We start from the raw sequence: 25,504 nt of genomic DNA, 5'->3' as shown, positions 1-25,504 counted from the left end.
GTGAGGGTTTCGCGCAGTGTTTTGCATCTCTCTTCACCGAGCACAGGGGGCAGGGCGATCTGCCGCACGGCGATAATTTTTTCAAGCCGTTCCAGTTCAGCATTGATGCAGTCCTGCATTTCGGTGGTCACGCCCGCGGCGCTGTCCATGCATGCCTGGTAGCCGGGGCTGAAAAGGCTGTCGATTGGCGCTTGGGCTTCATCATCCAGATCTTTTTCCTGGGATTCCGCGCGGCTTTCCTGCTCATGGTTGCCGCCGGGCTGGCCGCTTGCCTGAATCGCCGGTTTTTCTGCGGGTTTTTCCGCGCTGAATACGCTGGAAGAAAAAGACAGCAGAGTCAGAATGGCCATGATGGGCAGTATGACGCCAAAAAAATTCAAACGACCTTGCAACATCCTGTACTCCTTACTGGAAAAGACCATATTGCGCGCAGTGTACGCGCCGCCCCGGGGCGGCGCAATAGCTTGAGCCGCGCCTGCGGAGGCATTTTCGCCATCTGGAGCATTTTATCTTTGCGCATGGGGGTTCGCAACGCTTGCCCCATGCTCACTGTGGCGTTCAACCGCTCAGACACGCTGCCAGGTTGGCGCTTTCGTGGCGAACTCCTGCCCGTACAGCCGCCAGAGCAGCGGTACAGCAAAGCTGCTCTGGCACGTTGAGCACCCGAGATTTCCGTTTACGCTGGGCGAAAGCGCCAGCGTCCATTGCGCGGTAAAGTTTGCGTGCGCATCCCGCCGGGCATTACGAGCATGAAATGCCCTAACGATATTCGCGACCTGACCAGAGTACGCGGCCGATAACCCTGAACTGGTCGGCAAGGTCGCCGCGCAGGTCCAGGCTTACCGGGGGGTAGGCGGGATTGACGCTATGCAGGATGATTTTACCGGGAACCTTGTCAATACGCTTTATATAGATGGCGTCTTCAAAGCCCACGGCGTACAGGCGCCCCGGGCTGATTTCAGTTTGTCCCTTGTCCAGCAGTACAAGGTCGTTGTCAAAAATTTCCGGGACCATGCTGTCGCCGGATACGCGCATGAGCACCATGCGCCGTGGGTTGCCCTTGCGGCGCAAAAAATCACCCCTGAAGGCGTAACTGTCTTCACTGCGCTCGCTGACTTCCAGGCTGCCCGTACCCGCAGAAAGGCGGGCTTCAGCCAGGGGGACATGTATAAGATCCGCCTCGCAGTCGCCATGCGTGGACGGCAACTCGCCTTCGGCAGCTTCGGGAAGCCGCATTGGCCCGCTGCCGAAAAACAGCCAGTGGGCATTCACCCCGGTTGCGGCGGCGCTGGCCTGTACCCAGGCGGGCGGCACTTCGCCGCGCTTGCGCGCGCCGCTGATGGATTGTGGGGTAATGCCCAGGGCGCGGGCCAGTTCTGCATCATTGGAGGCATTCATGGCCTGCATCAGGCGGTGCAGGGTTTTCGTAAAGTCTGTTTCTTCTGGCATGGCGTACCTCGCTGGCCGTCATTGCTCCCCTGGCGGGAGTGCGTATGACGGCCCCGGCTCGCTCCGTTGATGTGGGAGGCGGTTTTTGTTTGAAATACCGTCAGGCTGCCAGGGCGACAGAGCTGGCGGCGGCAATGCATACGAACAACATATCAGTCTTGAGTGTTGGGTGCAATAAATTTATCAATTTTTAGTTTATAATATGTTTTTCAACAATTTTATGTGGATATGCAGCCAGATTGTTGTATGCCGCATCTGTGTTTATACGGCATCTTCAAGTTTTTTGTTGCTGTTGAGCCTGGAAGTTATAAATCTTAATATGAGGTTGGATATAAGAACTCCTCCACAGGCCAGGATGGTGTCGAGCAGCCGCCATCTCAGCAGGGAAATATCACCCCCCATGCGCAATGTGGCCATGTCGATAAGCAGCAGCACGATAAGGGTAATGATGAAGCTGAAGAGCATGTAGTGGCCGCCCTGCGCATAGGGGATGAAAAGGGCGGCACAGATCACGAAAGCAGCAAGCGGAAGGGGCTGTGAAATATAGAATACAAGGGGAGCGACAGCAATGACGCCGCCGACTGTTCCCAGGGCGCGGTCGCGTATGCGGCGCAGTTCGGTGGCGCCGTCACTGTGCATGACAAAGAGAACAGTCAGCCCCACCCATGCCGGATGGCTGAAGTGCAGGCCGCCTGCGGCCAAGGTGCATAAAAGTACAGTAGTGGGAACGGCCATGCCGAACAGCGGGTTGTTGACAGCCCCGTGCTTGAACGCCTTGAATTCTTCAAAAGGGCTTGCGCCGCTGCCCTGTCCGCTGCCGAACCGTATGCCCAGCACGCTCAGGGTCGCTCCCAGGGCAAGACCGGCCATATAGATGGCAACCGCACTGATGGAACTGGTCATGCCGAAATGGGTCAGCAGGGCTGCTGTACCCATATTTTTAAAGACAAGGCTGAGGTAGGCCTGATCCGGCCTGGGCAGGGCGGCCAGCCAACTGAACATGACCAGGGGTATAAGGGCAAGATTATTGTTGCCCTGGGTAAACACACCCACCGCGCCAGCCATGCAAACGAGCAACCCCCCGGCGCCGATGCAGAGAGTGCGCGGCAACGGCTTGTAACGGGGAGCGATAAAAAGGGCGAACAAGGCCCCCAGAGCGCCCAGCACAAGCACTTCCGGCTCGTTGCAGATCAGGCTGACACTGGTGGGAATGGCCATGGCCAGCATGTAGAGTATACCCCGGACAACGAGGTCGCGGCGATGAGTGAGCGTGGGCATGCAGGCTCCGAGTTTATAGACAGACAGTGGCTTTTATTGTTAAAAGGAATTACTATAAATTAGGTACAGTGCTCTTTACGTCAGGTCAACCGTCTTTTTTTTATATATAAACCGGAAGCGGCAAGTCCGTCCGCCAGTTGCTCGGGAAAATGCGCTGCAACCCAGCCCCTGCCGTACCACAATATCGGCTTTTCAGTACTATTTTTCAATTAACATACTGTTTTTACAATTAAACATCATGCGATTTGTTTAGGTGACAGCAACGGGATCTGTGCGGCTCTAAAGTGCTCACCTATTTCAAAATATAATAAACTATTTTAAATTCTTTTTTCTATGGACATCTTAAGAAACAGGGCAGCCGGACGATTTCAGAAAGAGAGAGCAGTTACAGAAATGGCGAAGGCATACGGCAAAAAGGGACGCTGCCAGCCTGCCTGACGCGAGTACAGGCAGAGGAGGAACGGTATATGACCATAAAGGCGCGGGTGATACTTGGTTTCTTGCTGACGATAGCCATCATGGCCGGTGGAACCATACCCTATGTGACAAGTAAGATGCGCAACACTGCCGAAGAGTCGTATCTGACGGCCTCCGGAGAGCAATTAGAACTCATGGGCAGCTATGTTGAAGGTTTTATTAACGAAGCTGAACGTAACCTTGCCTTTTTGGCCACTGATGAACTGCTCATTGAAGGGGAAAACACGTTTCCCAACTATAAGAACACATCCACTGAAAATGCTTACAGGCGTTCGGCCCTGGACCCGGAAGCTGCCCGCGTGGGCCAACCTCTTTTCAGGCTGGCCAAGACGAACCCGTCCTATGTTGAAGTGTATGCGGGCTATCCTGACGGCAGCTATGGGTCATCCATGGCCGACGGTCCCATTCCTGCGGGTTTTGATACCTCCAAGCGTGCCTGGTATGTGAGCCGTATGAATTCTGGCAAGGCCGTTGGTCTGTCAGACAGTTATCTTTCCATTTCCGGTGAACTGGTGGCCCCCGTCACGCACAGCCTGCGTGACCGCGGTGGTGTTTTTCGCGGAGTGTTGGGCGTTGATGTTTCCCTTAACGGGCTTTCGGAAAAATTCGAGGCCATGAATTTTGGCCGGACAGGCTATTTCCTGCTTGTGGAAAACACAGGCCGCATCATTTGTGATCCCAAGGATAAGGAGTTTACCGGTAAAATTATCGGCAAGGACATACAAAGCCCCGGGTTGGAACAGTTGCTCAAAACCCAGTCAGGTATTGTGCTTACCAGCATAAAGGGCATACCCGTGCGGGCCAACGTGCTGACAACCAGTTTTGGCTGGAAGATCGCCGTTATTCAGGATGAAAGTGAAATTTTTGCAGAAACCAACGAGGCCATACGCTCCGTTTCCATTATTTACGCTGTCATCGCCCTCGTCATGCTGGCGGTGGCCTGGTTTATTGTACGCTCCATCAACCGCCCGCTGCGGCTTATCGTGGAAGCGGCGGACAAGATCGCCCAGGGGAACCTTGAGGCACAGCTTGATGCGCGCGATTTTTATGGCGAACTGGCGGAGCTGCGCAATTCGCTTTTCAACATGGTTCACAACCTGCAAAGCATGATTGAAACCGCCAACCAGAAGAGTGCCGAGGCCGAGGAGCAGACCCTGCGCGCCCAGGCAGCCACGGAGCAGGCCGAACTTGCCCGTCAGCAGGCAGAAAGCGCCCGGCGTGACGGCATGCTGGCGGCGGCCGGACAACTGGAAGAGGTGGTTACTATCATTTCTTCGGCATCCAACCAGCTTACGGCCCGCATCAGCCAGTCAAACCATATGTCTGCCGAATCGGCGGCCCGCCTGAGCGAGGCGGCCACAGCCATGAACGAGATGAACTCCACCGTGCGTGAGGTGGCGGGCAACGCCTCCCTGGCGTCGGGTATGTCTGATGAAACCAGGGGCAATGCGGAACACGGCGCGCAGATAGTGCGTCAGGCCCTGCAAAGCATTGATCAGGTGCATAAGGTTTCCCTGGTACTCAAAGAAGACATGAACCAGCTGAATGAGCATGCCCAGGCCATTAACCGCATTATGGGCGTCATATCCGACATTGCGGACCAGACCAACCTGCTGGCCCTCAATGCGGCCATTGAGGCTGCCCGGGCCGGAGACGCCGGACGCGGCTTTGCCGTGGTGGCCGATGAGGTGCGCAAGCTGGCCGAAAAAACTATGGCTTCCACCCAGGATGTGGGCAATGCCATCACTGCCATTCAGGAAAGCACCGCCAAAAGCGTAAGCGGTATGGACAAGGCAGTGGAAGAGGTTGAAACCGCCACCGGATTTGCCAGCCAGTCCGGCGATGCGCTGCGCCAGATCGTCAGTAATGTGGAAACCACGGCAGACCAGGTGCGGGCCATTGCCACAGCCAGTGAAGAGCAGTCTGCCGCCAGTGAGGAAATCAACCAGTCCATTGTACAGGTCAATGATATGGCCGGTCAGACGGCCCAGGCCATGAATGAGGCGTCCAGCGCGGTGGAAGAGCTGGCGCAGCAGGCCAACCGCCTGAGCAAGCTTATTACCAGTATGAAGCAGGCCTGAGTACCCGCAGCAGAACGTAGTGATCTGTTACGGAATTAAAGGCGCAGACGCAGCTTGACTGTTCCGCCTCACAGGGCGCTCCGGCTGCCCATAACGTACAGGTCCCCCGGCATCGGATTGATGCCGGGGGACTTTTTGCAACAGCGGCTGCTGGTTGCGGCAATCTGTAATTTGTTTCAGTTACTTTGCCAGCCAGGCTTCCACCAGCTCAGGATGCTCCTGCATGAAGCGGCGGGCGTTTTTCATGGGGTCCGCGCCTTTTTCCTGATTCCAGGCCATGAGCTGCTGCAACTGTTCGGGACTGGCGTAGGCGAATTTTGACAAAAAGGCATGGGCGGCGGGGTGGTCTTCCTTGAGGCCCTTGCGCGCCACATTATAGATACCCTCTTCGCTGCCGAGACTGCCCTTGGGGTCTTCAAGGTAATGCATGTCCCAGCGGCCGAACATCCAGTGAGGCGACCAGGCCGTCACCACAATCCATTCCTTGTTGCGTATGGCGTCGGCCAGGCTGGAGGTCATAATGGTATCGCTGCCTTCCATCAGTTCCATATTGTCAATGCCGTAGTCTTTCATCAGCTTTTCCGTAAGCTGCATGACGCCCGCGCCGGGGTCGATGCCGACGATGCGGCCCTTGAACTTGCCGGCATTGGCCTTGAGCTCTTCAACGGATTTCAGCGTTACATAGTCCGGTACGGCCAGGCCAAGGCGCGCGCCACCCGTAAGCTTGCCAAGCACTTCCACATTGTTTTTGACCTTGTTGTGCATGTCTTTGTGGGTGTCGGGCAGCCATGCGGTCACCATGGCATCGGCATCGCCGGTGGCAAGACTTGTCCAGAGGATGGGCTGGGTCACGGGCAGCAGTTCCACTGTATAGCCCAGCTTGTCTTCAAGCACTGCTTTGGCCAGATGGCTCGAAGCATTGGCGCAGTCCCATTCAACGTAAACAAACTGAAGGTTTTTATCTTCTTTTTTATCTTTGGCCATAGCTCCTGCAGAAAGCAGCAGGGCAAAGGCCACGGCGAGAGTCAGTATGCGAAGTTTCATTGGTCCTCCTTTTACAAGGTTTTCCTTATGCCGGTCACAGTAGCGGCATCTGTACGGCTGGCGCGGCTACGGGCATGGTTGCCCGTCCTGTCGCCGCGCACGGCCGGTATACAGTAACAACAGCGTGGGCATAAATACTGTTTACAGGCTGTTGAAAAACAGTCTTGCCCGCCTTGTTTGCGGCAGGGCCTCGCTGCGGCATAGCGCAGCTTCAGCCGGTGGCCGCAAGGTTTGCAGGCAAACCGCGGTGGTCCCGTACGGGGCGGGGTAATATCGGGTGAGTGTCCTCACGCGTTTGAAAATGCATATTTTCAAACCCAGTCTGCCCTAATGGGCGTTACCGGAACTTTTTTGCGCCAACGCGCGGAAAAGGCGGTCAAGGGTGATGGCAACAATAACGATACCAAGCCCCGCTTCAAAACCCATGCCGATATTGAGGCGTTGAATGGCCTTCCATACCTCGCCGCCCAGGCCGCGCGCGCCGATCATGGCCGCGATGACGGCCATTGAAAGGGCCAGCATGATGGTCTGGTTTACGCCTGCCACAATGGTGGGCATGGCCAGGGGCAGCTCCAGTTTATACAGGCGCTGCATGCGTGTTGCGCCAAAAGCTTCGGTGCATTCCACAAGGTCGCGGGGAACCTGCTGTATGCCCAGGCAGGTAAAGCGTATGGCCGGAGGCACTGAAAAGATGACCGTGGCCACCACCGCGCTGACCTTGCCGATGCCAAAAAAAGGAATGGCCGGAATAAGATAGACAAAGGCGGGCATGGTCTGCATGACGTCCAGCACGGGCATGACAATTTTGCGCACCATGGGGTACATGGCCGCAAGAATACCGCAGGGTACACCTACCAGCACGGAAAGCAGGGTGGCCGAAAGCACAAGGGCCAGCGTGCTGATGGTGGGCGTCCACAGCCCCAGATTCCACAAAAGGGCAAAGCCCAGAGTCACGAATACAGGCAGCCCCGGGCGGCGTGTCACCCACCAGGCCAGAGCCGCCAGAAGCAGAATAAAGAGCCACGGGGGCGGCAACAGCAGAAAATCTTCAAAGCGGTCCAGCAGGGCAAGCATGATGGCAGACCCGGCGCGGGTAACACCGGAAAACTGCTCCACCAGAAACTCCACGCCGCTGTCAATATAACCGGCCAGCGGTAGTCTAGGCAGCATGCGCGCCTCTCCTGTCATTGTGCTCCACCAGCGCGCCCAGCAACAGCCCGCGTACGATAACGCCCTGTAAACGCCGGCGGTTGTCTACCACAGCCAGCGGATAGGGCAGTTCGGCCATGAGCGGCACAAGCTCGGTAACCGGGGTGTCGGGCGTGACAGTCACGATATCTGTGCGGGTTATTTCAGTAAGATCTGAACGACCTTCGCTGATCAGGGCTTCGGCCTCATCGGCGTTAAGAATGCCCACAAACCGGCGGTGACGGTCCAGCACAAAAAGCGAAGCAATGGAGTGTACGCGCATTTTGCGCAAGGCAGCGCGCGGGCCGTCCAGACCAAGCACCGCGGTATCTTCAGAGCGCTTCATGACGCTGGCTGCGGTCAGTACCTGCGAGGCATCGGCCGAGGCGACAAAGCGGGCCACATAGTCGTTGGCCGGGGCCTGAAGGATTTCTTCAGGGGTTCCGGTCTGCACAACGGCTCCGTCCTGCAGCAGAACAATGCGGTCGCCAAGCTTGAAGGCCTCATTAAGGTCATGAGTGATGAAAACAATGGTTTTCTGAATGTCTTCTTGCAGCGATAGCAGTTCGTCCTGCATTTCCTGCCTGATAAGGGGGTCAAGAGCGCTGAAGGCTTCATCCATAAGCAGCACTTCCGGCTCAAGGGCCAGGGCGCGGGCCAGACCCACACGCTGCTTCATGCCCCCGGAAAGTTCGCCGGGGTAGGAGTTTTTCCACTGCGAAAGGCCGACACGCTCAAGCATTTCTTCGCTTTTTTTCAGGCGCTGGGTTTCAGATACGCCCATGACCTCAAGGCCGAAGGCAGTATTCTGCAATACCGTGCGATGCGGAAAAAGCGCAAAATTCTGAAACACCATACCGAAGCAGCGCTGACGCACATGACGCAGCCCTTTGGCATTCATTGTGGTTATATCCGCGTCGTCCACAAGAATGCGTCCGGTGCTGGGCATGATCAGTCCGTTGAGGCAGCGCAGCAAGGTAGACTTGCCGCTGCCGGAAAGCCCCATAATGACAAGCAGTTCGCTGTCGGTAATGTCAAGGGATATGTCGCGCAGGGCCACCGTGGTGCGGGTTTTTCGCAGAATGTCCGCGCGTGAAGCGCCTTCGGCGGCCAGTTCAAGCGCTTGGTCAGGCTGTGGGCCGAAGACTTTAGAAATGTTTTGGATGGAAATTTTTGCCATATACCCTCCTTCTGCCGTGGCATAAAAATGTCGCGGGTGTAGCCCGTAACCGGGCGAGTATATGGAAGGACGATAATGATTGATCGTCAAAACGAACTTGCTGGAGTCATCAGCGTTGACGGCACCAACAGATGAACGCCTCCTCGGTACAAACCGAACTTCCATAAAGTGTTATAAAAAGTATTGTGAGAACAAAACAGCATGCTGTGCAGAGAAAATTTGTTACTCTATTGTGTTTTGACTCCTTTGTTTTCGGCCTTCGGTCTGTTCAAGGTCGAGAATACAGGCCGGGACGGAAAATCTATGTCATTCACATTTCTGTTGCGCCATGCTGCAATATATATATGTAAATGCAGTATAACTCTTTTACACATGTTACATAATGAAAAAAGTTATTTTTTCAGATATGCATGAAGATTCTTTTAAGATGCGACCTTGGATAGCGCTGAATCTACAGAAGCTGTAGCACGCTGTTGAGGTCATTCTGAAGAGAATAACATGGTGCCACGCTGTTTGATGTGATATTCAGATAATACTAAAGTAAAAAAACATGCGATGCAAGTATGAATTTTATTTATGTATTTATTTTCATATTTCGGGGCGTTGGGGCGCTCTTTCAGGCCCGGTCATGGCCGCTATGCGGCCTTGTGCGTTGTGCGGCGTCATGGCGACGGGCTTGCCCGCAAGCGCGGCGGCACAAAGCAAACGCGCCCGGCTGCCCGTCAGAGCAATGTACTTTTTTAAATTGCTCCACGCCTGTGTGTGCAGTCCCGCTGTGAAGGCGCAAACGCAATTTATTTTCCCGGTTGAGCGCCGTAACGAGCGTATCCTCACCGTTGAGAATATATACTCCCAACGGTGAAATGCTCTGGGAAAGAGCGCAAGCGGGGAAAGTGTAACGTGTCTGTAATGAAAAGCCCCTCCGTTCAGGCGAAGGGGCTTGCTGTCGGGAATGTACCGGGCAATCTGCAACTGAGCGTGCTTTACCTTGCGACATGCATTTTCGCAGTATTCAGGCGGCGCCTTGCGGCCCTGCCAGCGCAGATGCCGGAACGGCCGCAGCGTGTAACCGCGCTATACGCCGCGCATGGGCAGCACAAAGCTGTGGCGGCCCATAAGGGCAGAGGCTGCGATGCACAGCGTGGCCACGGCCACAAGAGCAGGCTGTGTTATTCCGGCCGTAACGGCAAGCAGGCAGGCAAAGGCCACCGCGTTCAGGGCTGTGGCAGTGCCGAGATTGCGGCGTTGCAAGGGGCTTGAGCCGTCTTTCAGGGCAGGCCGCAGGTGCAGCTCAAGCAGAAGCATGTCGATGACAAGCATGGCGAGCATGGCAGGAAAGAGCCTTTGCAGGCCATTGGTCAGGTGCAGGGCCATGCCCATAGCCGTGAACAGGGCGCAGCCAAGCAATATGCCGCCATTGGTCAGATAGGCGGAAAACCAGCGGGCTTTGCGCCATACAGGACGGGACGTGGCCGAAAAAAGCACGCCCTTGTAGCAAAGGCCAGCAGCAGCGCAGATGCCGCCAAGGCCCAGAAAGAGCACAAGCACGCGTACTCCCGCTTCCGAACCCATAAAAGACATGACACTGGCGGAGTTGGCCGGCGACAGAACCTTGAAACCGGTGAGCAGCCCCATAAGGCCCCATAAGGCCGGTATGAGCATGGTTGCCGCCGAAAGGGTCAAGGCCCATACACCCACCCACATGGGCGAGGTGGGGCGGCAGGTGCGCAGCATGTGGTGAAAGCGCGTGGGGTCGCCCAGGTCGGCCACAAGCAGGCCGAGGTCGGCCACAAGAAGCAGCCAGGCCAGCACAAAGGCGGGCTGTGCCAGAATGCCGAAGGTCACCGGCCGCAGCAGCAGGGCGCAGGTTGTGACGGTATAAAGCCCAAGAGCGGCATTGTTGAGCCACACATCAACGACTGTCATGTTTCCCCAGGGGGGCAGGTGGGGGATGATATCACCGGAATAGTCCTGACTGTATGACCGTGAGGTCTTTTGCGACAGAGCGCTTTGTGCGTTTTGCGTGGTGGTTTGCATTACAGGACACCTCCGAAAATGACTGACGCGCCCAGTATGGCAATGCCGAGAAGCACTCCGGCGGCAGCGCGGATATAGTCGCCCTTGAGACGGCGGGCGGGATGCAGGGGCGTTTCGGGCAGGCCATAGGTGGAGGGCCTGTCCAGCAGCAGGAAAATATTGTGCAGGGACGAGTAGTTTTCTGTGGGTTCAAGGCCATAAAGGCGGGCATTGCTCACGCCCTGCGCCCGCAGATGGGCGAGGCGGTTGCGGGCGGCATTGCGCATGTCTTCAAGTCTGCCGAAGCGTATGGAAGCGGCGGGGCAGGTTTTGGCACAGGCCGGTTGCAGTCCGTCACGCACGCGGTCAAGGCAGAAGGTGCATTTGTGCGAGTGGCCGCTTTCCTCGTTTCTGGCAATAACGCCAAAGGGGCAGGCCGCAACGCATGAGGCGCAGCCGTTGCAGATGTCTGACTGCGGGTACACGCCGCCCACTTCGGTACGGATGAGCGCCCCCGTGGGGCAGGCCCGCAGGCAGGGGGCGTCGTCGCAATGCTTGCAACTGTCGCTGGCAAGCAGCCAGTGCAGGCCCTGGCGGTTGTTGGCCGGAATATCGGTATCAATGACCTCGGCGAACTTTACATGCCGCCATGTGCGGGCGGAAAGTTCCAGTGTGTTGTCATAGCTGCGGCCCGAAAGCCGCGGCTCAAGGCCCGGCAGCATGTTCCAGTGCTTGCAGCCCACCTGGCAGGCCTTGCAGCCGATACATACCGAGGTGTCGGTAAAAAAGCCTACCGGCTCCTGCATCGCCGGTCCTGTGCCGCGCCTGAAAGGATATAGCAGGCGCTGTGCAAAACCGCGGGGCTTTTGTGGAAGGCGCGTCTCAGTTGTCATAGTCGAGCCTCCCTTCAGGCTTACATATCCAGGGGACCTTGCTCATGGGGGCGTCCGGCAGCGGCGCGTAGGCGTCTTTGAAATCATCCTTGTGTTCGCTGCGGGCCGTGAGCCTGCCGGGCCTGATGCGGCAGGCAATGGACTTGACGCTGGCAATGTCCGAATTGGGGCCGAGAGACAGCGCCGTAAGCACATTGACGGAATCTCCCGTCACTTCGCCCTTGTAGCCGAAATGCATGGGTACGCCCACCACATGCACCTTGTTGCCGCAGACCATGAGCGGCTGCATGCGTGGAGTGACCAGAACCCGGCCCTCGATGGAGCCGCGCCTGCTTTCGGCAATGACCCAGTCCAGATTGCGCAGGGCAAGGCTTGCGGCCAGTTCCGGGTCCATTTCAAAAAACAGGCTGGGCTGAAGCTCGTTGATCCAGCTTGAGCGCCGCGTCATAACGCCTGCCACAAACTGTTCCGTTACCCGGTAACTTGTGAGAATGACGGGATAGCGGGGATCACCCTGCGCGGCGATGGCATTGCGCGAATCTTCAATGATTGTGGTCGATGGGGATATCTGCTGTGCGGCCATAGTGTTGCGCACAGGGGTTTCCAGGGCCTCATAGTGTACGGGCATGGGGCCGTCGGAAAGGCCGAATGGCGCGAACAGCCAGCCCAGGCCGTCGAAATGCACGGTGAAGGGCGCATCACCCGGTATGGCGTCCATACCTTTGCTTTCGGGTGTTGGGCGATAGTCCGGAGCCTTGTTGAGCACATAGTTGGGTACGTCTGCGCCTTTCCAGCGTCCGGCATTGGCATCCCATTGAATGATGGCCTTGCGCGCGGACCAGGGCTTACCCTCTGGATCGGCGGAAGCGCGGTTATAGAGAATGCGCGAGTTGCCAGGCCAGGCCCAGGCCCAGTCGGGATAGAAATTTTCTTCATCACCGATGGTGCCGCGCCGTTTGGCAAGATTTTGTCCCGGCGCGGGGTAGACGCCGCAGTAAAGGCGACAGCCGCAGGCGGTGGAGCCGTCGGCGGCAAGCTGGCCTGTGGCCTTGAGGTGCTCGCCCGTGGCGGTATTGAATCCGTTCATTTCGCGCAGCACCAGCTCGGGGTCCGGCTCGTCTTCGCCGGGTTTGCAATAGTCCCAGGTAAGCTGTTGCAGGGCCTTGTCTTTCTCCTCGGTGGAATCGGCGTAAAGGGCCTTGAGCCGCTTGCCGAGCTGGTAGACGTACCAGAGGTCGGACCTGCTGTCGCCCGGAGCCTCCAGAACAGGCTCATGCCACTGTACCAGCCGTTCGGTATTGGAAACCGAACCGCCTTTTTCCATAGCCAGGGCGGCAGGAAGCAGAAAAACTTCGGTTCCCACAGTCTCCGGGCCGGGTCCGTTGGGGTCGGCGTACCATACGGCGGCGCTTTCGGTTTCAAAGGCGTCCACCACCACAAGCCAGTCCAGCCTGCGCATGGCTTCGCGGTGAAAACCGGAGTTGGGCGAACTTACTGCCGGGTTTTGCCCGAAAACAAACATCCCCCGCACGGTGCCTTGCAGGGCCTCTTTAAAAAAGATCTGTTCGGATTCGTCCTTCTGCATTTTTGGCAGGTTCTGGTAGCAGTACTCGTTGTCTGCGGTGGCGGCATCGCCGTACCAGGCCTTGAGCAGGCTGACCATGTAGGAGGGCATGGCCGCCCATGCGCCCTTGAGTCCCTCTTGCCGCCACAGTCCGCTTTCTTCCCTGCCTCTGCGGCCACTCAGGCCGTGTCCGTATTCCAGCAGGTTTTTCAGGGTGGCGTGTTCGGCAATGGCCTTGGGCTGCGGAATGTAGTTGGGCAGATTGTTGAACAGGGTGGGAATGTCTGTGGCGCCCTGTACGTTGGCATGCCCGCGCAGGGCGACAATACCGCTGCCCGGCCGCCCCACGTTGCCGAGCAGTAGCTGGATGATGCCCGCAGCCCGGATGATCTGCACGCCGCTGGTGTGCTGTGTCCAGCCCAGGGCATAGGCCATGACCGAAGTACGCTCCGGCCCGGAATTGCTCATGAGCAGGTCGGCTACCAGTTCCACGTCTTCGGGGCTACAGCCGCAGGTTTCAGCAGCTTTTTCGGGCGTATAGCCTGCGTACTGTTTTTCAAGCACGCGCAAAACGCAGCGCGGGTGCTGGAAGGTCGGGTCTTTTTTGGGCATTCCCTGTTCATCCAGCTCATATTCCCAGGCGTCCGGCTGCTGATCGTAGGCGCGTGTTGCCGGATTGAAGCCCACGAAAAGGCCCGTGTTTTCATCAAAGGAAAACTTTTCGCTCACCAGGGTGGAGGCATTGGTGTAGTGGCTGACAAAATCAGAAAACCAGCCGTTTTTCTTCAGGATAAGATGGATAAGCGCGCCAAGAAAGGCCAGGTCCGAATCGGGCCTGATGCTTATGTGATGGTCGGCCACAGCCGAAGTACGGGTAAAGCGCGGATCTACATGAATGAGGGTTGCGCCGCGCTCTTTAGCTTCCATGACCCATTGAAAACCAACGGGATGGGATTCTGCCATGTTGGAACCCATGACAAGGATGCAGTCGCTGTTGCGCATGTCGCGCGGAAAGTTGGTGCAAGCGCCGAAGCCGAATGACGCGCCCAGACCGGGCACGGATGCGGAGTGTCAGAGCCTGGCCTGGTTTTCGACATCCAGCATGCCGAGGCCGCCGGTGAAGAGCTTTTTCATCAGGTAGTTCTCTTCATTGTCGCTGGCGGAACCGCCGAGAGAGGCGATGCTGTGACAGGTATTCACGGTCATGCCTGCCGCATTTTTTTCCTGAAAACCGGCATCGCGGGCGACCTTCACGAGCCGGGCTATACGGTCCATGGCCCAGTCCATCGGGCGGTCTTCCCATTGGGTGGCATAGGGCGCGCGATAGCGCACCGTGGCGACACGGTGGGGGCTGCGCAGCATCTGCAGGGTGTTCGACCCTTTGGGGCAAAGACGGCCCCGGTTTACGGGGCTTTCGTCATCGCCTTCCACGCCGACGACTTCGCCCTGGCAGGTATATATGTTCAGTCCGCACCCGATGGCGCAGTAAAGGCACACGCCGTGGTGCTTTTCCGCATCGCGGTATCTGCTGTGGCACACGGCAGTGCGCGGGCTGAGAGGTTCCTTGTGATGGGGCATGTTCTTTCTCGCAGTTTTCGGCTGTTGGGAGAGCACGTGGGGCAAGCCCGGATTCACGCTTTTTTATATAACAGGCCTATATGCTAGTCTGTATGGCAAGATCGTGCAATAGCAGTTTTTACTAATAAGGTCTGATGATGTCAGAAATCCGGGAGCCGCCGGTCAGACTCCCGGAATAAAGAAGACCGGAATACGCGGATCTGGCGCCAGCCGCATCGGTGATTGCCCGCGAGGCACGCGCGGGTCAGGCCACAGCGCCCGGAATGTGCGCTACAGGAAGATATTTTTGCGGCGGCACGTTACGGCAGGATGACATCCACCTCGTCTCCACGCCGCAGGGGCGGGCATCCGGCGGGAATGTCCACAAAGCAGTTGCAGTCGTCGCGCAGGGCAGGCTGCCCCACGCCTTCGCCGCGGGGGCGCAGAAAAACGTCAGTACCCTCAAGCCGCGCCATGACAAGGCGGCGCGAGTCTTTACGGCATGTGCCGAAGTCGTTGCTCATGATGCCGCGTTGCCGGGTCAGACCATAACGGGCGCGGCCGGAGAGCTTTTTGATAAGCGGCCCGGCCAGCAGCTCAAAGGCTGCTGCGGCAGCCACGGGGGTTCCCGAAAGGCCGAGCAGGATGGTCTTGCCCACAACCGCGCCCAGGGTCATGGTTCCCGGCTTCATGCTCAGCCCCCGGAAAAGCAGGCGGCCGCCGTGACGGGCGGTGAGTCTGGCCGCCAGCCGTGGCACAAGGTCGCGCGGCCCCCACGAGACGCCACCGGTGGTGATGACAAGGGCGCTGCGGGGCAGCAGGTCTTCCATATGCTGCAACAAGAGCGCGTCGTCATCGGGGCAGACCCGCATGTCGGCAATATGCGCGCCGAGCCGTTGCAGGCGTACGCCCAGCAAGGTGGCGCTGGTATTGTAGATGCCTCCCTTGGGCAGCGGCAGGCCTGGCGGGTACAGTTCATCGCCCGTGGCGAGCATGCTTGCCGCAGGACTGCCGTATACGGGGACATGGGTATGCCCCTGACCGGCCAGCAGGCCGAGGGTGCCGCTGTGCAGCGTGTCACCCCTGCCCACAAGCAGTTGCCCCGGGCTTACATCGCGCCCCTGGGCATGACAGTTGCGCCCGGGCGCGAGGCTGTGGCGCACGCTGATGCTGTGGCCGCGCCTGTCGGTATCTTCCTGCCATATCACGCAGTCGGCTCCGGGGGGCAGCATGGCTCCGGTGGTTATGCGCGCTGCCTGGCCGGGCCGCACCGGCATACCCGGTCCGCTGCCCGCATAGAGAAATTGGGTCACCTGCAGGGTGGCCGGAGCTTCCGGGTTTGCAGCGGCAAGGTCGGCGCTGCGCGCGGCGTAACCGTCCACCTGCGCACGGTCAAACGGCGGCTGCGGCAGCCCGGCATATATGTCTGCCGCGCATATCCGTCTGTCGGCCTCCAACAGAGGAAGCGAAAGGGTCTGTTTCACCGGGGTGGCGCAGGCCAGCAGGGCTGCCAGCGCTTTTTCCAGGGGCAGCATACCCTGCGCGGAAGTGGCCGGGGAATACGGGCAGTGCGACATGTCAGGCAATCCTGTGCGGACAGGTGTATATATTGATATTGCCCTGGCGCACAAAACCCAGAATGGAAATGTTGACGGCCCTTGCCAGTTCCACTGCCGCCAGTGAGGGAGCGCCGGGGGCCACCAGCAGACGCACGCCGCAGGCTGCGGACTTTTCCAGCATGTCCAGCGCCAGTCTGCCGCTGAAAATGATGAGCTTGCCCTGTGGCCCGATGCCGCGCAGCAGCATGGCCCCGATAAGTTTGTCCAGGGCGTTATGGCGGGCGATGTCTTCATAGAAAAGCAGAACGCCGGAAGAATCGGCCAGAGCGCAACTGTGGGCTGCACCGGTAAGACGGTAGAGATTGCAGTGTTCTTCAAATTCCGTCTGCAATTCGTGAACCCTGTCGGCAGCCAGGCATATGTCCTCTTCAGGCGCGGGTGCAGGGGGCGGCGGGGGATCAAGGGTCACGGTCATGCTGCCTGCTGGGGGCTGATCGGGCGCGGCGGCCATACGAAGCTTGACCGCCGTACCCTTGGCATCTGTGGCAGCCTGCGGGCGGGACGCCGCGGGGGGTAAAATGCTCAGAGAGCGTATCTGCCGGGCATCCTGCAACAGTCCCAGGGTAAAAAGCCTGCCCACGGCCAGTTCTTCAAGCTTGTCGGGCATGCAGTGCAGACAGGCCACGGTTTTTCCGTTGCATATGAGATTATAGGCTTCTTCGCGCAGGAGCAGGTCGTCCACCTCATATCTGCCCAGACGGTTGATGCGGGTAAGGGTAATGGGAAAACAGACCGGGGGATGATCGGGCTTGGACATGGCGGGCGGATTTCTCCTTGCGGTGGGATGCTGCGTCTGCGGCGCGGTGGCGGCAGGCGGATTATCTTCAGTTTCGGCCAAAACGGGTTGAAAAACAAGAGGCCTCGCGGAAAGGGATTTTTACTGCCGGAGCATGGCCGACAGCTTTGTACAATGTCTTGTAAAAGAGGGCTTTTCATTAACGGCATGCTCACCTATTATAGAAAACAGGGCGCGCGGGCGTCCGGCACAGGGCATCTGGCGCGTTGCCCATCAGGAAAGTACGAATTTGCCGCAAAGGAGTTTTTGTTATGAAAAAACTTTTGCTCTGCATTTTTTTTGCGCTTCTGGCGCTTCCCGCTCTGGCGGACGACGGCAGCCCGATGTGGAAGGACTTCAAGGCCAGGTGGATGAGCGTGTTTCCTGCCGGTTCGGTGACAGTGCAGGACCAGGGGCAGATAAAGATATGCACCCTGGAGGATGGCGTGACCGCCACCTTTTTTCTGGATAACGACGGGGTAGTGGAGCGCGCTGTTATAAGCAACATGCTCCCGTCTTCGAGCCGCTATTTTGAGGGCGTTGCCCAGGCCATCAAGGTTCTGGCAGGGCAGGATCCGCAGGCTGTTGCCGTGAGCGCGGCCTTTGCCACCACGGCGCCTGCCGTTCTGTGGCGCGCTGCCGGTGATTTTTGCTTTGAACGCACACAGGATCCGGGCGCAGGCTGGTTTTTCTATGCCAGCCGGGGCGAGCAGTGCCCTACAGAAGTGAAGTAGGGTAAGAGGCGGCCTTGCAGACACCTGATGCACGCCAGATGCGAAAGCTCGCGTTTCAAGAACTTGAAAACCACGAGGGCTGGCAGCGGGCCGCCCTGTATTCAGGGCAGGCAGATCCTTTTTGCTGCCTCCCGGCCTGGCAGCTTTCTTTTCACGAAGTTTTTGCCCCCGAACGGCAGCTCATGGTGTGGCATGAGCCGGGGCGTGTTGTGGACAGCGTGCTGGTGCTGGCGGAGCAGGTTTTTTCCGCAGAATCGGTACTGCTGACTCCCATAGACACGCTGTGGTTTTTCAGTTCGCCCCTGCTGGGTCCCCACGCCGTGGATATGCTGGCCCGCGCCATGAGTGATCTGGCCGCCATGTACCACCCATATTTTCCGCGCATTGTCATCAGCGGCTTACAGCCGGGCGGCGCAACGCCGCGCCGTCTTCTGCAGACCTTTGGCCGCAGCTTTGATTTCTTCATGCATTCAGAAACCGTACAGTGTGCGGCCTCTCTGGATGGCGGCCTGGATGGTTTTTTGTCCCGGCGCTCCGCCAACCACAGGGCCAAACTTGCCAAAGGCAGCAGACGTGCCGGAGAGCGGGGCATCGTGTGCGAGCGGCATGTTCCGGCTTCGGCGGACGAGGCGCGTACCGTGCTTGCCCGCATGCTGGCCGTGGAAGAAGAAAGCTGGAAGGGCCAGGGGCAATGCGGCATGACTGAAGAGCCTGCACGCAGTTTCTATGCGGCCATGCTGCGTCGTCTGGCCCCGGCGCGGGCCGCGCGCGTCATGTTTGCCCGTCATGAGGGCCGGGACGTGGGTTTTATTTTTGGCGGCATGGCAGGCGGTATATATCGTGGGCAACAGTTCAGTTATGACCGCAACTGGAAGGATGCCGGCATAGGCAATCTGTTGCAGCTTGAGCAGGTCGCCTGGCTGTGTGAGGAACATGCCTCGCGTTACGACATGGGGCCGGTTACGGGACCCCGCATGGGATATAAGGCGCACTGGACGGAAAAACGCCTGCCCATACAGACCTGGCTTATGGTAAAAAAACAATCCGGTTTTCCCCAGTAAAAAATGCCGCAGCACGGCCAACGGGGCCGCGTCTTCCCTGTGCGCGAAATGCCTGCGCCAAGCAATCACCTTGCTGATGCGCCCTTGGGCCGGTTTCTCACAACCGGTTTTTTATTTTTCCTTTGCATTCCACCTGACTGTTTTCAATGCTCTTTCTGCAAATTTATTTTGTGTTCATCAGGTGCGCGTGGCGGCCCTGCGCCTGGCCGCAAATCCTTGATGTGCGCGTATACTTGAGAGGAATTATAGAAAATTTATTGACATTTTCTAGCTAATAAACCAGATTTGAGGCTGCCCTCGCAAAAAAAATGAGGGAAAGTACTAGGAGGACTGTCATGAAACGTTTTATAGTCGCTATGGCGCTTGCCCTTTCGCTTGCCCTTCCCGGGCTGGCCGCTGCCGAAGGCACCGGCATGTACCTGGCCCCCAAATTCCTTATGAGCATCCAGAGCACCGGACAGATGGAACGTTCCAGTGGTCTGGCCGGTAGCGGGGTCGACAACTACAACCAGTTCACCCTTGGCGGCGCTATGGCCCTGGGCTATGACTTCTGGCCCCAGCAGATGTTGCCCCTGCGCGCTGAAATCGAATTCGCCCTGCGCGGCAACAGCGAAAAAAGCTGGAGCGACGGCGGCTCGAACCTGCGTGATGTCAAGGGCGTCTGGAATAACTCCACCCTGTTCGCCAACCTCTTCTGGGACTTCCGCAACGATAGCGCGTTTACCCCTTACGTGGGCGGCGGTCTCGGCCTGGCCTTCAACTACACCGGCTACACCTTCAAGGACAAAGACGGCAACAAGTTTGAAGCTGACGACCGCTTCACCAACTTTGCCTGGAACCTGGGCGCCGGTGTGTCTTACGACATCAACGAAAGCTTCACCCTTGACGCTTCGTACCGCTTCGTGGGCCTCGGTTATAACGAAGTCAGCTCCACTGTGGGCGGCGTCAAGTACGAAGTGGGCAACCGTCCCTACAACAATGAATTTATGATCGGCCTGCGTTACGGCTTCTAGAACGCTTTATCTTGAAAACAGAGTTTTCAAGATTTTTTGCGGCGCCCGTTTCGGTATTTAACAGCGCAACCAGCTCGCCCGCATCTTCGTGGCGAATGCTTGTCTGCGCAATTGCAGAGCACTGGTAACGCATTTTGCTCTGGCTGAATGCCGGTACATGGCTTCATGCACGCCGTCCTGTGTGGACGGTGGGAGCCAAGAATAAAATGGCGCTGCTTGAGGCGCAAAGATCAAGAGCCTTCCGGGACTGTCCCGGGAGGCTCTTTGCTGTTGGCAAGGCAGGCCTGTAAGCCTGTTTGCCGGGGCGCTGGAGAAGAAGCCGGGCAAGAGGTCGTTTCTGCTTCTTCCGGACCTTGAAAACAGTTTTTTGCAGGGCAGGGGTGTTGTTGCCCCCAGAGGTGGCGTATGGGCAGGGACGGCATCTGACGGCTGAAGCACGCAGGCAGTGATGGTCGTCCTGTTGTGAATATGGATGGAGTGCTGTCTGCGGTTGCCTCGCTGTATTTGCCCTTGCGCGGCCGATTTACGCAGGGGAGAAAAAAAGGAAAAAATCTTTTTTCCCCCTTGACAATCAATGCGTCCTTATAGTTCGGAACTTTTGGCGTGCATGGATAAAAAATGGAGCATACATGAGAAAAACGGAGTAAACATGTTTTAAATTTGTTGATAAAATAATGTTATTTTGTGCATATAATAAAGTCTATTATCCCGCTCCTTACGGGCTAAGGCTTTTCAGGGCGGCCACACGGGCTGTCAAATAGAAAAAAATAAAACATTTCTGACAATTAACAGGAATGGCAATTGGGGAAAGCAAAAGCCGCCTCCGCCCCAAACAGCCTTTATTCATCAATTGCCCGCCGCCCGGATTTTGGGCTACAAGGCGGCATGCGAGATAAATGGGCTGAAATTTCTGAAAATCTCAAAAAAATGCTTAAATCCGGCCTTTTCAAGGTTTGGATTGCTCCTCTGCACGCTACTGTTCATGAAGGCGGGCTGCACCTTGTGGCACCCAACGCTTACGTGGCTGGCAGGCTGGAAAGCATGATGCTTGCCTCATTGCGTGAGGCTGCCGCGCCTGTTCTCGGCCTTGAGCCGGAGCAGGTCGATGTGCGTATCGAGGCAGCCGGGCAAAGTGCAGACGTAGAGATTGTTGAAGAAAAACAAAGTAGTATGCAAAAAAGACCTGCTGCTAAAGCTGATGCCTCAGCTTCTGCGCCTTCTGCCGTTGCGTCTTTTATGGCTCCGGCCCGGGTGCCGCGCCAGGCATCTCTGCCGCTTGCGTCTGTAGCCGTGTATCGTGATATGCAAAATTGGCGATACTCCTTTGCCGATTTTGTGGTAGGGCCCACCAACAATATGGCTGTTGCCGCCGCGCAGGATGTGAGCCGCAGCAGTGGCTGTGTGCGCACCCTTTTTGTAAATTCCACTTCGGGGCTGGGCAAAACGCATCTGGCCCAGGCCGTGGGGCGCGCCATCAGCGAAGAAGGCACCAATGCCCGCGTGGGCTATCTTACAGCCGAAGAATTTGCCTCGCGTTTTGTCACGGCCTTGCGGGCGCAAGACATTGAAGGCTTTAAGGCCCGCTTCCGTGAACTGGATGTGCTCCTGATGGAAGACGTGCACTTTTTCCAGGGTAAGGAAAAAATGCAGGATATGGCCCTGGCTGTTGTTAAAAGCCTTCAGGCCAAAGGCGGCCGCGCCATTTTTACCTCTTCTTTTTCACCGCGCGAACTGCAAAAAGTGGACAGCCAGCTTGTGTCGCATTTCTGCTCCGGCATTCTGACCGACATGGGCCGACCTACCAAGGACATGCGCTGTGATATTCTTGGGCGCAAGGCCAGAACATTTCAGGTGCTTTTGCCCGACTCGGTCTGTGACCTGCTCGCCAGCCGCCTGACGGGCGACGTGCGCCAGATGGAATCCTGCCTCAACAGCCTTATCTTCAAGGCCCGCCTGCTGAACTGTGGGTTGAATGTTGATCTGGCCATGGAAGTTTTGAGCCAGTACGCTGACGTGGCTTGTGGACCCGACTTTTCCACAATCCTGCGCCTTGTTTGCGAAAGTTACGGCCTTAACGAGCGCCAGCTGGCTTCGCGCTCACGCCGCAAGGAATGTGTGGTCGGACGCAACACCGCATTCTATCTGGCCCGCAAACATACGGAGATGACCCTGGAAGAAATCGGTGAAAAATTCAATCGCCGTCATTCCACCGTCATCAAGGGCATTACTTCGCTTGAGCGTGAACTGTCCAGAGAGTCCACTGAGGGCCGCCGTATCGCTCGCGCCGTATCGCTTATTGAGCGCAATGCCGGGTTGGCTGAACGCCCCATGTAGAGCTTTATTGCCCATATCGCAAATGAGCGGCCCGGTTTTCAAAGACCGGGCCGCTTTTGCATGATTGCGCTTGGGTATTGTTGTGGGGGGGGCAGACATGTGACAGTCTGGTTCTTGAATTTTGAGCAGATTGCCTTTTTGAAGCAGTTTACGTCTGGAAGGCACGGCTTCTGCTGTTCCGTCTCAGATCAGGAGAGTTTCTGCAACTGGGTGAAACCTCAATAAAGGTTTTTGCGGGCGGAGCGTGGTCGTGTGTGTGGGCCTTTTTGCAAAAGGCCCACACAACGCATTTTAAACGCTTACTGTTCCGCCAGCAGCAGGGCATCCAGCGCAGAGGCGGATAAATGGCGCGGTTCGTCGCGCCGCGTGGGATGCACACCCCACTGGCGCAGAACGTCCAGCGTCATGGCTTCTCCTTTGTCCATGCAACGGGCCACCGCCGGGGAAAGGGCCGCGCCCAGGGTCATGGCCGCAGGCTGCACGCCGATAAGCGCGCAATGCTCCGGCATGTTGCCGCGCAGGGTCGCCAGACCAAGAACTTCGGAAAAACTGTTCTGGTGTGGGCCTATTTTTTGTGCGGTAAGGTAGGCGGGCATCTGCTCACGCAGGACCATCTCTCCCGGTTCAAGGCCAAAGTCCACTGCATCCAGCACCAGCAGCCTGTCTGCGCGTTCTACGTAGGTCAGCAGCGTCTGCCCCTGTGTACCGCCGTCCACCACTTCTGCATTGCCGGGAAAATCCCAGCGGGAATAGAGCCTTTGCGCCAGTCTGACGCCGTAGCCCTCGTCACCGTAAAGAATATTGCCAAGGCCGATGATAATTACTGCTTCCATGAGAGATCCTGTTTTTGTAGGCAGGCCGGGCCTGCAAGCAGAAGGCGGCCCCACTGAAGTGAAGCCGCCCTGTTGTCGTGCCTGATACGGTCCTAGAGCAGATTAACTTTGAAATGCTTTACATTTCAAAGTTTTCATTCTGCCGAAAAGTGCGATTTTCGGCAGAATCCACGCCGTGCTACGGCGCGCTGCACTCTTGTGCAGTGGTAGAGCATTTAAACTTTTTCAAAGTTAAAATGTTCTAGGGTTTGCGCCGCTCTCTGTAGCCACTGAACATGGTGGAGACAAGGGTGGTCTTACCCATGATTTCTTCACGAATAACCATGTATATATGCACAGTTACAAAGGTGACCAGAAGCAGCATGCCCAGTCTGTGCAGGCTGCGCAGTTCCTGACCGTTGCCGCCTATCCAGTAGGCGAAGTCCAGCACAACGCGGAACGGTTTGAAGAAGGCCAGGCTGCTGCTCTCTGCATACATGCCAAGGCCGGTAAGCATGATCACGAGCATGAAAACCATGCCCACAGCCATGCCTGCCTGGGCCAGCGGGTTATGCCCCACATGGGCGCGCGGTTCTTTATCGAGAAAGAGATACCAGCGGATGTCGTGCCACAGGTCGTTCCACCAGGCTTTGCTCCAGACGGGCAGAATAATCAGCTCGCGCGAGTAGCGGTTGCCGATAATGCCGTAGAGGTAGCGCAATACTGTAGAGATGATGAGAATAAAACCCGCAATGAAATGCGCCATGCGGGTGTAGCCCATATAAAAGGTGTCATAGGCTGACGTTCCGGCTACGGACAGCCAGGGTTTGCCTATGATGTAACCGGTAATGATGAGCACGCTCACGCAGGCCACCATGACCCAGTGCCAGATGCGTATGGGCAACTGGTACACATAGATGCTTTTGCCCATGGGGACTTCGGGCGTGCCTTGTCTTGTATCGCTCATATCATTCTCCTACGCTTGGGGCGCGTGCGCGCCGGGCGTCAGCGGGGCCGGAGCTACATGCCCCTGTCCATGCGCACAGTGAGCAGGTCCTTGCCATCGGGGCCAATAATATGGGTCGAGCAGGCAAGGCAGGGATCAAAGCTGTGCAGGGTGCGCAGGATTTCCAGCGGCTGCTCTGGTATGGCCATGCGGGTATTCATCAGCGAGGCCTCGTACGCGCTCAACTGCCCGTCGGGGCTGCGCGGCGCGCCGTTCCAGGTGGTGGGGACCACGCACTGGTAATTTTCGATCTTTCTGTCCTTGATTTTAACCCAGTGCCCGAGAGCGCCGCGCGGGGCCTCGGTAAAGCCCACTCCCCGCAGTTCGCCGGCAGGCCAGGATTCGGGCTTCCACTTGGTGGTATTGGCTGTGGCGCGGACGCCGTTCTTGAGGTTGGTGATAAGGCGATCGTAAAAATAGCGCATTTTTTCAGCAGACCATGCCAGCTCCAGAGAGCGGGCGGCTATACGCCCCAGTGTGGATTGCAACACCGTAACAGGCACACCGCCTGCGCGGCCCAGGAAGTCGTCCACAAGACCCTTGATGTCGTCATTTTTGCGGGCGTAGCCGATGAGTACGCGGGCCAGGGGGCCGACCTCCATCTGGTGGCCGCGCCACAGGGGCGTCTTGAGCCAGGAGTAGCGGTCCCGTTCATCCACCTGCTTGAGGTCTGTGGGCGTACCCTTGATATTGGGGCCGGGATTGTAATGCGGCTCGGTAATGCCCTCCCAGGGGTGCAGACCGGCTTTTCCGGCGGGGTAGGGCTTGTACCAGGAATGGTTGACGGTTTCCTGGATTTCTTCGGGATTGGTCAGGCTCACGGGCAGCACTTCATTGAAGTTGCCGTTGATGATGGCTCCGGGAGGCATGAGCAGGCTGTTTTCGGTATAGTCGTTGGCAATGTCGGGGATACCGCCGTAGGCCAGTACCGAGAGTTTGGACAGGCCTCCGCCGATATTGAGCCAGTCGCCGTAAAAGCCGGCCAAGGCCAGTGTGTCGGGAATGACCACCTGCTGGGCAAAGGTGCGGCAGCGCTCGATGACCTGAAGCACGAAGTCCAGGCGTTCCTGATTGATGACATCGGCCGCGCCCACACCGTCAATGTTGAGCGAGCAGGGAACGCCGCCCACCAGCCAGTTGGGATGGGGGTTTTTGCCGCCGAAAATGGTGTGGATGTGCACCACGTCTTTCTGGAAATCCAGAGCCTCGATATAGTGGGCGACCACCATAAGGTTGGCTTCGGGCGAGAGCTTGTAGGCGGGGTGGCCCCAGTAGCCGTTGGTAAAGATGCCAAGCTGGTTGGAATTGATGAGCGTGAGCAGCTTGTCTTTAACCGACTTGAAGTAGCCCGGCGAAGAATTGGGCCAGGGCGACAGTTTTTGCGCCAGCTCGGACGTTGCCTTGGGGTCGGCCTTGGCGGCCG

At 57.5% G+C, this 25,504-nt stretch carries 19 protein-coding genes and 1 pseudogene; 5 read left to right on the top strand and 15 right to left on the bottom strand.

Annotated features, from left to right (window positions below; genetic code table 11):
• The 3 genes and pseudogenes from QZ377_RS10155 to QZ377_RS10145 all read right to left on the bottom strand — a co-directional run.
• Nucleotides 1-395, bottom strand: a pseudogene (locus QZ377_RS10155) (hypothetical protein); the annotation flags it as partial.
• 364 nt (nt 396-759) lie between these two features.
• The gene (locus QZ377_RS10150; protein ID WP_291441036.1) at nt 760-1,449 is read right to left on the bottom strand and encodes a helix-turn-helix transcriptional regulator; all 690 of its coding nucleotides are present in this window, start codon (nt 1,447-1,449) and stop codon (nt 760-762) included.
• Between the two features lie 261 nt (nt 1,450-1,710).
• A complete protein-coding gene (locus QZ377_RS10145) occupies nt 1,711-2,727 on the bottom strand; it encodes an FUSC family protein (protein WP_291441035.1) in 1,017 nt (338 codons plus the stop codon).
• A gap of 467 nt (nt 2,728-3,194) precedes the next feature.
• On the opposite strand from QZ377_RS10145, the gene QZ377_RS10140 reads away from it, so the two are divergent.
• A complete protein-coding gene (locus QZ377_RS10140) occupies nt 3,195-5,285 on the top strand; it encodes a methyl-accepting chemotaxis protein (protein ID WP_291441034.1) in 2,091 nt (696 codons plus the stop codon).
• Between the two features lie 180 nt (nt 5,286-5,465).
• On the opposite strand, the gene QZ377_RS10135 is transcribed toward QZ377_RS10140, so the two are convergent.
• The 9 genes from QZ377_RS10135 to QZ377_RS10095 form a co-directional block, all read right to left on the bottom strand.
• Nucleotides 5,466-6,329: a glycine betaine ABC transporter substrate-binding protein gene (locus QZ377_RS10135; RefSeq protein WP_291441033.1), complete on the bottom strand. Its 864-nt coding sequence runs from the start codon at nt 6,327-6,329 to the stop codon at nt 5,466-5,468.
• 327 nt (nt 6,330-6,656) lie between these two features.
• Nucleotides 6,657-7,499, bottom strand: a complete 843-nt coding sequence (locus QZ377_RS10130) for a proline/glycine betaine ABC transporter permease (RefSeq protein ID WP_291441032.1) — start codon at nt 7,497-7,499, stop codon at nt 6,657-6,659.
• The gene (locus QZ377_RS10125; protein WP_291441031.1) at nt 7,489-8,697 is read right to left on the bottom strand and encodes a glycine betaine/L-proline ABC transporter ATP-binding protein; all 1,209 of its coding nucleotides are present in this window, start codon (nt 8,695-8,697) and stop codon (nt 7,489-7,491) included. Before QZ377_RS10125 ends, QZ377_RS10130 begins: the two co-directional genes overlap by 11 nt.
• A 1,074-nt stretch (nt 8,698-9,771) precedes the next feature.
• Nucleotides 9,772-10,734: a hypothetical protein gene (locus QZ377_RS10120; RefSeq protein ID WP_291441030.1), complete on the bottom strand. Its 963-nt coding sequence runs from the start codon at nt 10,732-10,734 to the stop codon at nt 9,772-9,774.
• Entirely contained in the window at nt 10,734-11,519 is a 786-nt protein-coding gene (locus QZ377_RS10115; RefSeq protein WP_291441029.1) for a 4Fe-4S dicluster domain-containing protein, read from the bottom strand. The genes QZ377_RS10120 and QZ377_RS10115 overlap by 1 nt, the downstream gene beginning before the upstream one ends.
• A gap of 76 nt (nt 11,520-11,595) precedes the next feature.
• Nucleotides 11,596-14,172, bottom strand: a complete 2,577-nt coding sequence (locus tag QZ377_RS10110) for a molybdopterin-dependent oxidoreductase (RefSeq protein WP_291441037.1) — start codon at nt 14,170-14,172, stop codon at nt 11,596-11,598.
• Nucleotides 14,173-14,241: 69 nt separating this feature from the next.
• Complete coding sequence (locus QZ377_RS10105) at nt 14,242-14,748, bottom strand: hypothetical protein (protein ID WP_291441028.1); 507 nt, start codon at nt 14,746-14,748, stop codon at nt 14,242-14,244.
• Nucleotides 14,749-15,047: 299 nt separating this feature from the next.
• Nucleotides 15,048-16,304, bottom strand: coding sequence for a molybdopterin molybdotransferase MoeA (locus QZ377_RS10100; RefSeq protein ID WP_291441027.1), 1,257 nt, complete (start codon nt 16,302-16,304; stop codon nt 15,048-15,050).
• Between the two features lies 1 nt (nt 16,305).
• Nucleotides 16,306-17,103 carry a formate dehydrogenase accessory sulfurtransferase FdhD gene (locus QZ377_RS10095; RefSeq protein WP_291441026.1) on the bottom strand — a complete coding sequence of 266 codons (798 nt, stop codon included), beginning with the start codon at nt 17,101-17,103 and terminating at the stop codon, nt 16,306-16,308.
• 290 nt (nt 17,104-17,393) lie between these two features.
• Here QZ377_RS10095 and QZ377_RS10090 point away from each other — a divergent pair, with 290 nt between their 5' ends.
• The 4 genes from QZ377_RS10090 (at nt 17,394) to QZ377_RS10075 (ending at nt 22,263) form a co-directional block, all read left to right on the top strand.
• Nucleotides 17,394-17,855, top strand: a complete 462-nt coding sequence (locus tag QZ377_RS10090; RefSeq protein WP_291441025.1) for a hypothetical protein — start codon at nt 17,394-17,396, stop codon at nt 17,853-17,855.
• Nucleotides 17,856-17,869: 14 nt separating this feature from the next.
• The gene (locus QZ377_RS10085) at nt 17,870-18,916 is read left to right on the top strand and encodes a GNAT family N-acetyltransferase (RefSeq protein WP_291441024.1); all 1,047 of its coding nucleotides are present in this window, start codon (nt 17,870-17,872) and stop codon (nt 18,914-18,916) included.
• 335 nt (nt 18,917-19,251) lie between these two features.
• The gene (locus QZ377_RS10080; protein WP_291441023.1) at nt 19,252-19,929 is read left to right on the top strand and encodes an outer membrane beta-barrel protein; all 678 of its coding nucleotides are present in this window, start codon (nt 19,252-19,254) and stop codon (nt 19,927-19,929) included.
• A gap of 885 nt (nt 19,930-20,814) precedes the next feature.
• Nucleotides 20,815-22,263, top strand: coding sequence for a DnaA/Hda family protein (locus tag QZ377_RS10075; RefSeq protein ID WP_291441022.1), 1,449 nt, complete (start codon nt 20,815-20,817; stop codon nt 22,261-22,263).
• 299 nt (nt 22,264-22,562) lie between these two features.
• On the opposite strand, the gene QZ377_RS10070 is transcribed toward QZ377_RS10075, so the two are convergent.
• The 3 genes from QZ377_RS10070 to QZ377_RS10060 form a co-directional block, all read right to left on the bottom strand.
• Nucleotides 22,563-23,096 (bottom strand): hydrogenase maturation protease, encoded by a 534-nt coding sequence (locus QZ377_RS10070; RefSeq protein WP_291441021.1) that lies wholly within the window; start codon nt 23,094-23,096, stop codon nt 22,563-22,565.
• A gap of 241 nt (nt 23,097-23,337) precedes the next feature.
• Nucleotides 23,338-24,042 (bottom strand): Ni/Fe-hydrogenase, b-type cytochrome subunit, encoded by a 705-nt coding sequence (gene cybH / locus QZ377_RS10065; RefSeq protein WP_291441020.1) that lies wholly within the window; start codon nt 24,040-24,042, stop codon nt 23,338-23,340.
• Nucleotides 24,043-24,095: 53 nt separating this feature from the next.
• The coding region (locus tag QZ377_RS10060; protein WP_291441019.1) for a nickel-dependent hydrogenase large subunit at nt 24,096-25,504 on the bottom strand (1,409 nt) is incomplete at its 5' end.

Source organism: Desulfovibrio sp., from assembly GCF_019424165.1.
Classification (GTDB): Bacteria; Desulfobacterota; Desulfovibrionia; order Desulfovibrionales; family Desulfovibrionaceae; genus Desulfovibrio.
Note: the sequence above shows the minus strand (reverse complement) of the source record. Positions and strands in the feature narration are given on the sequence as shown.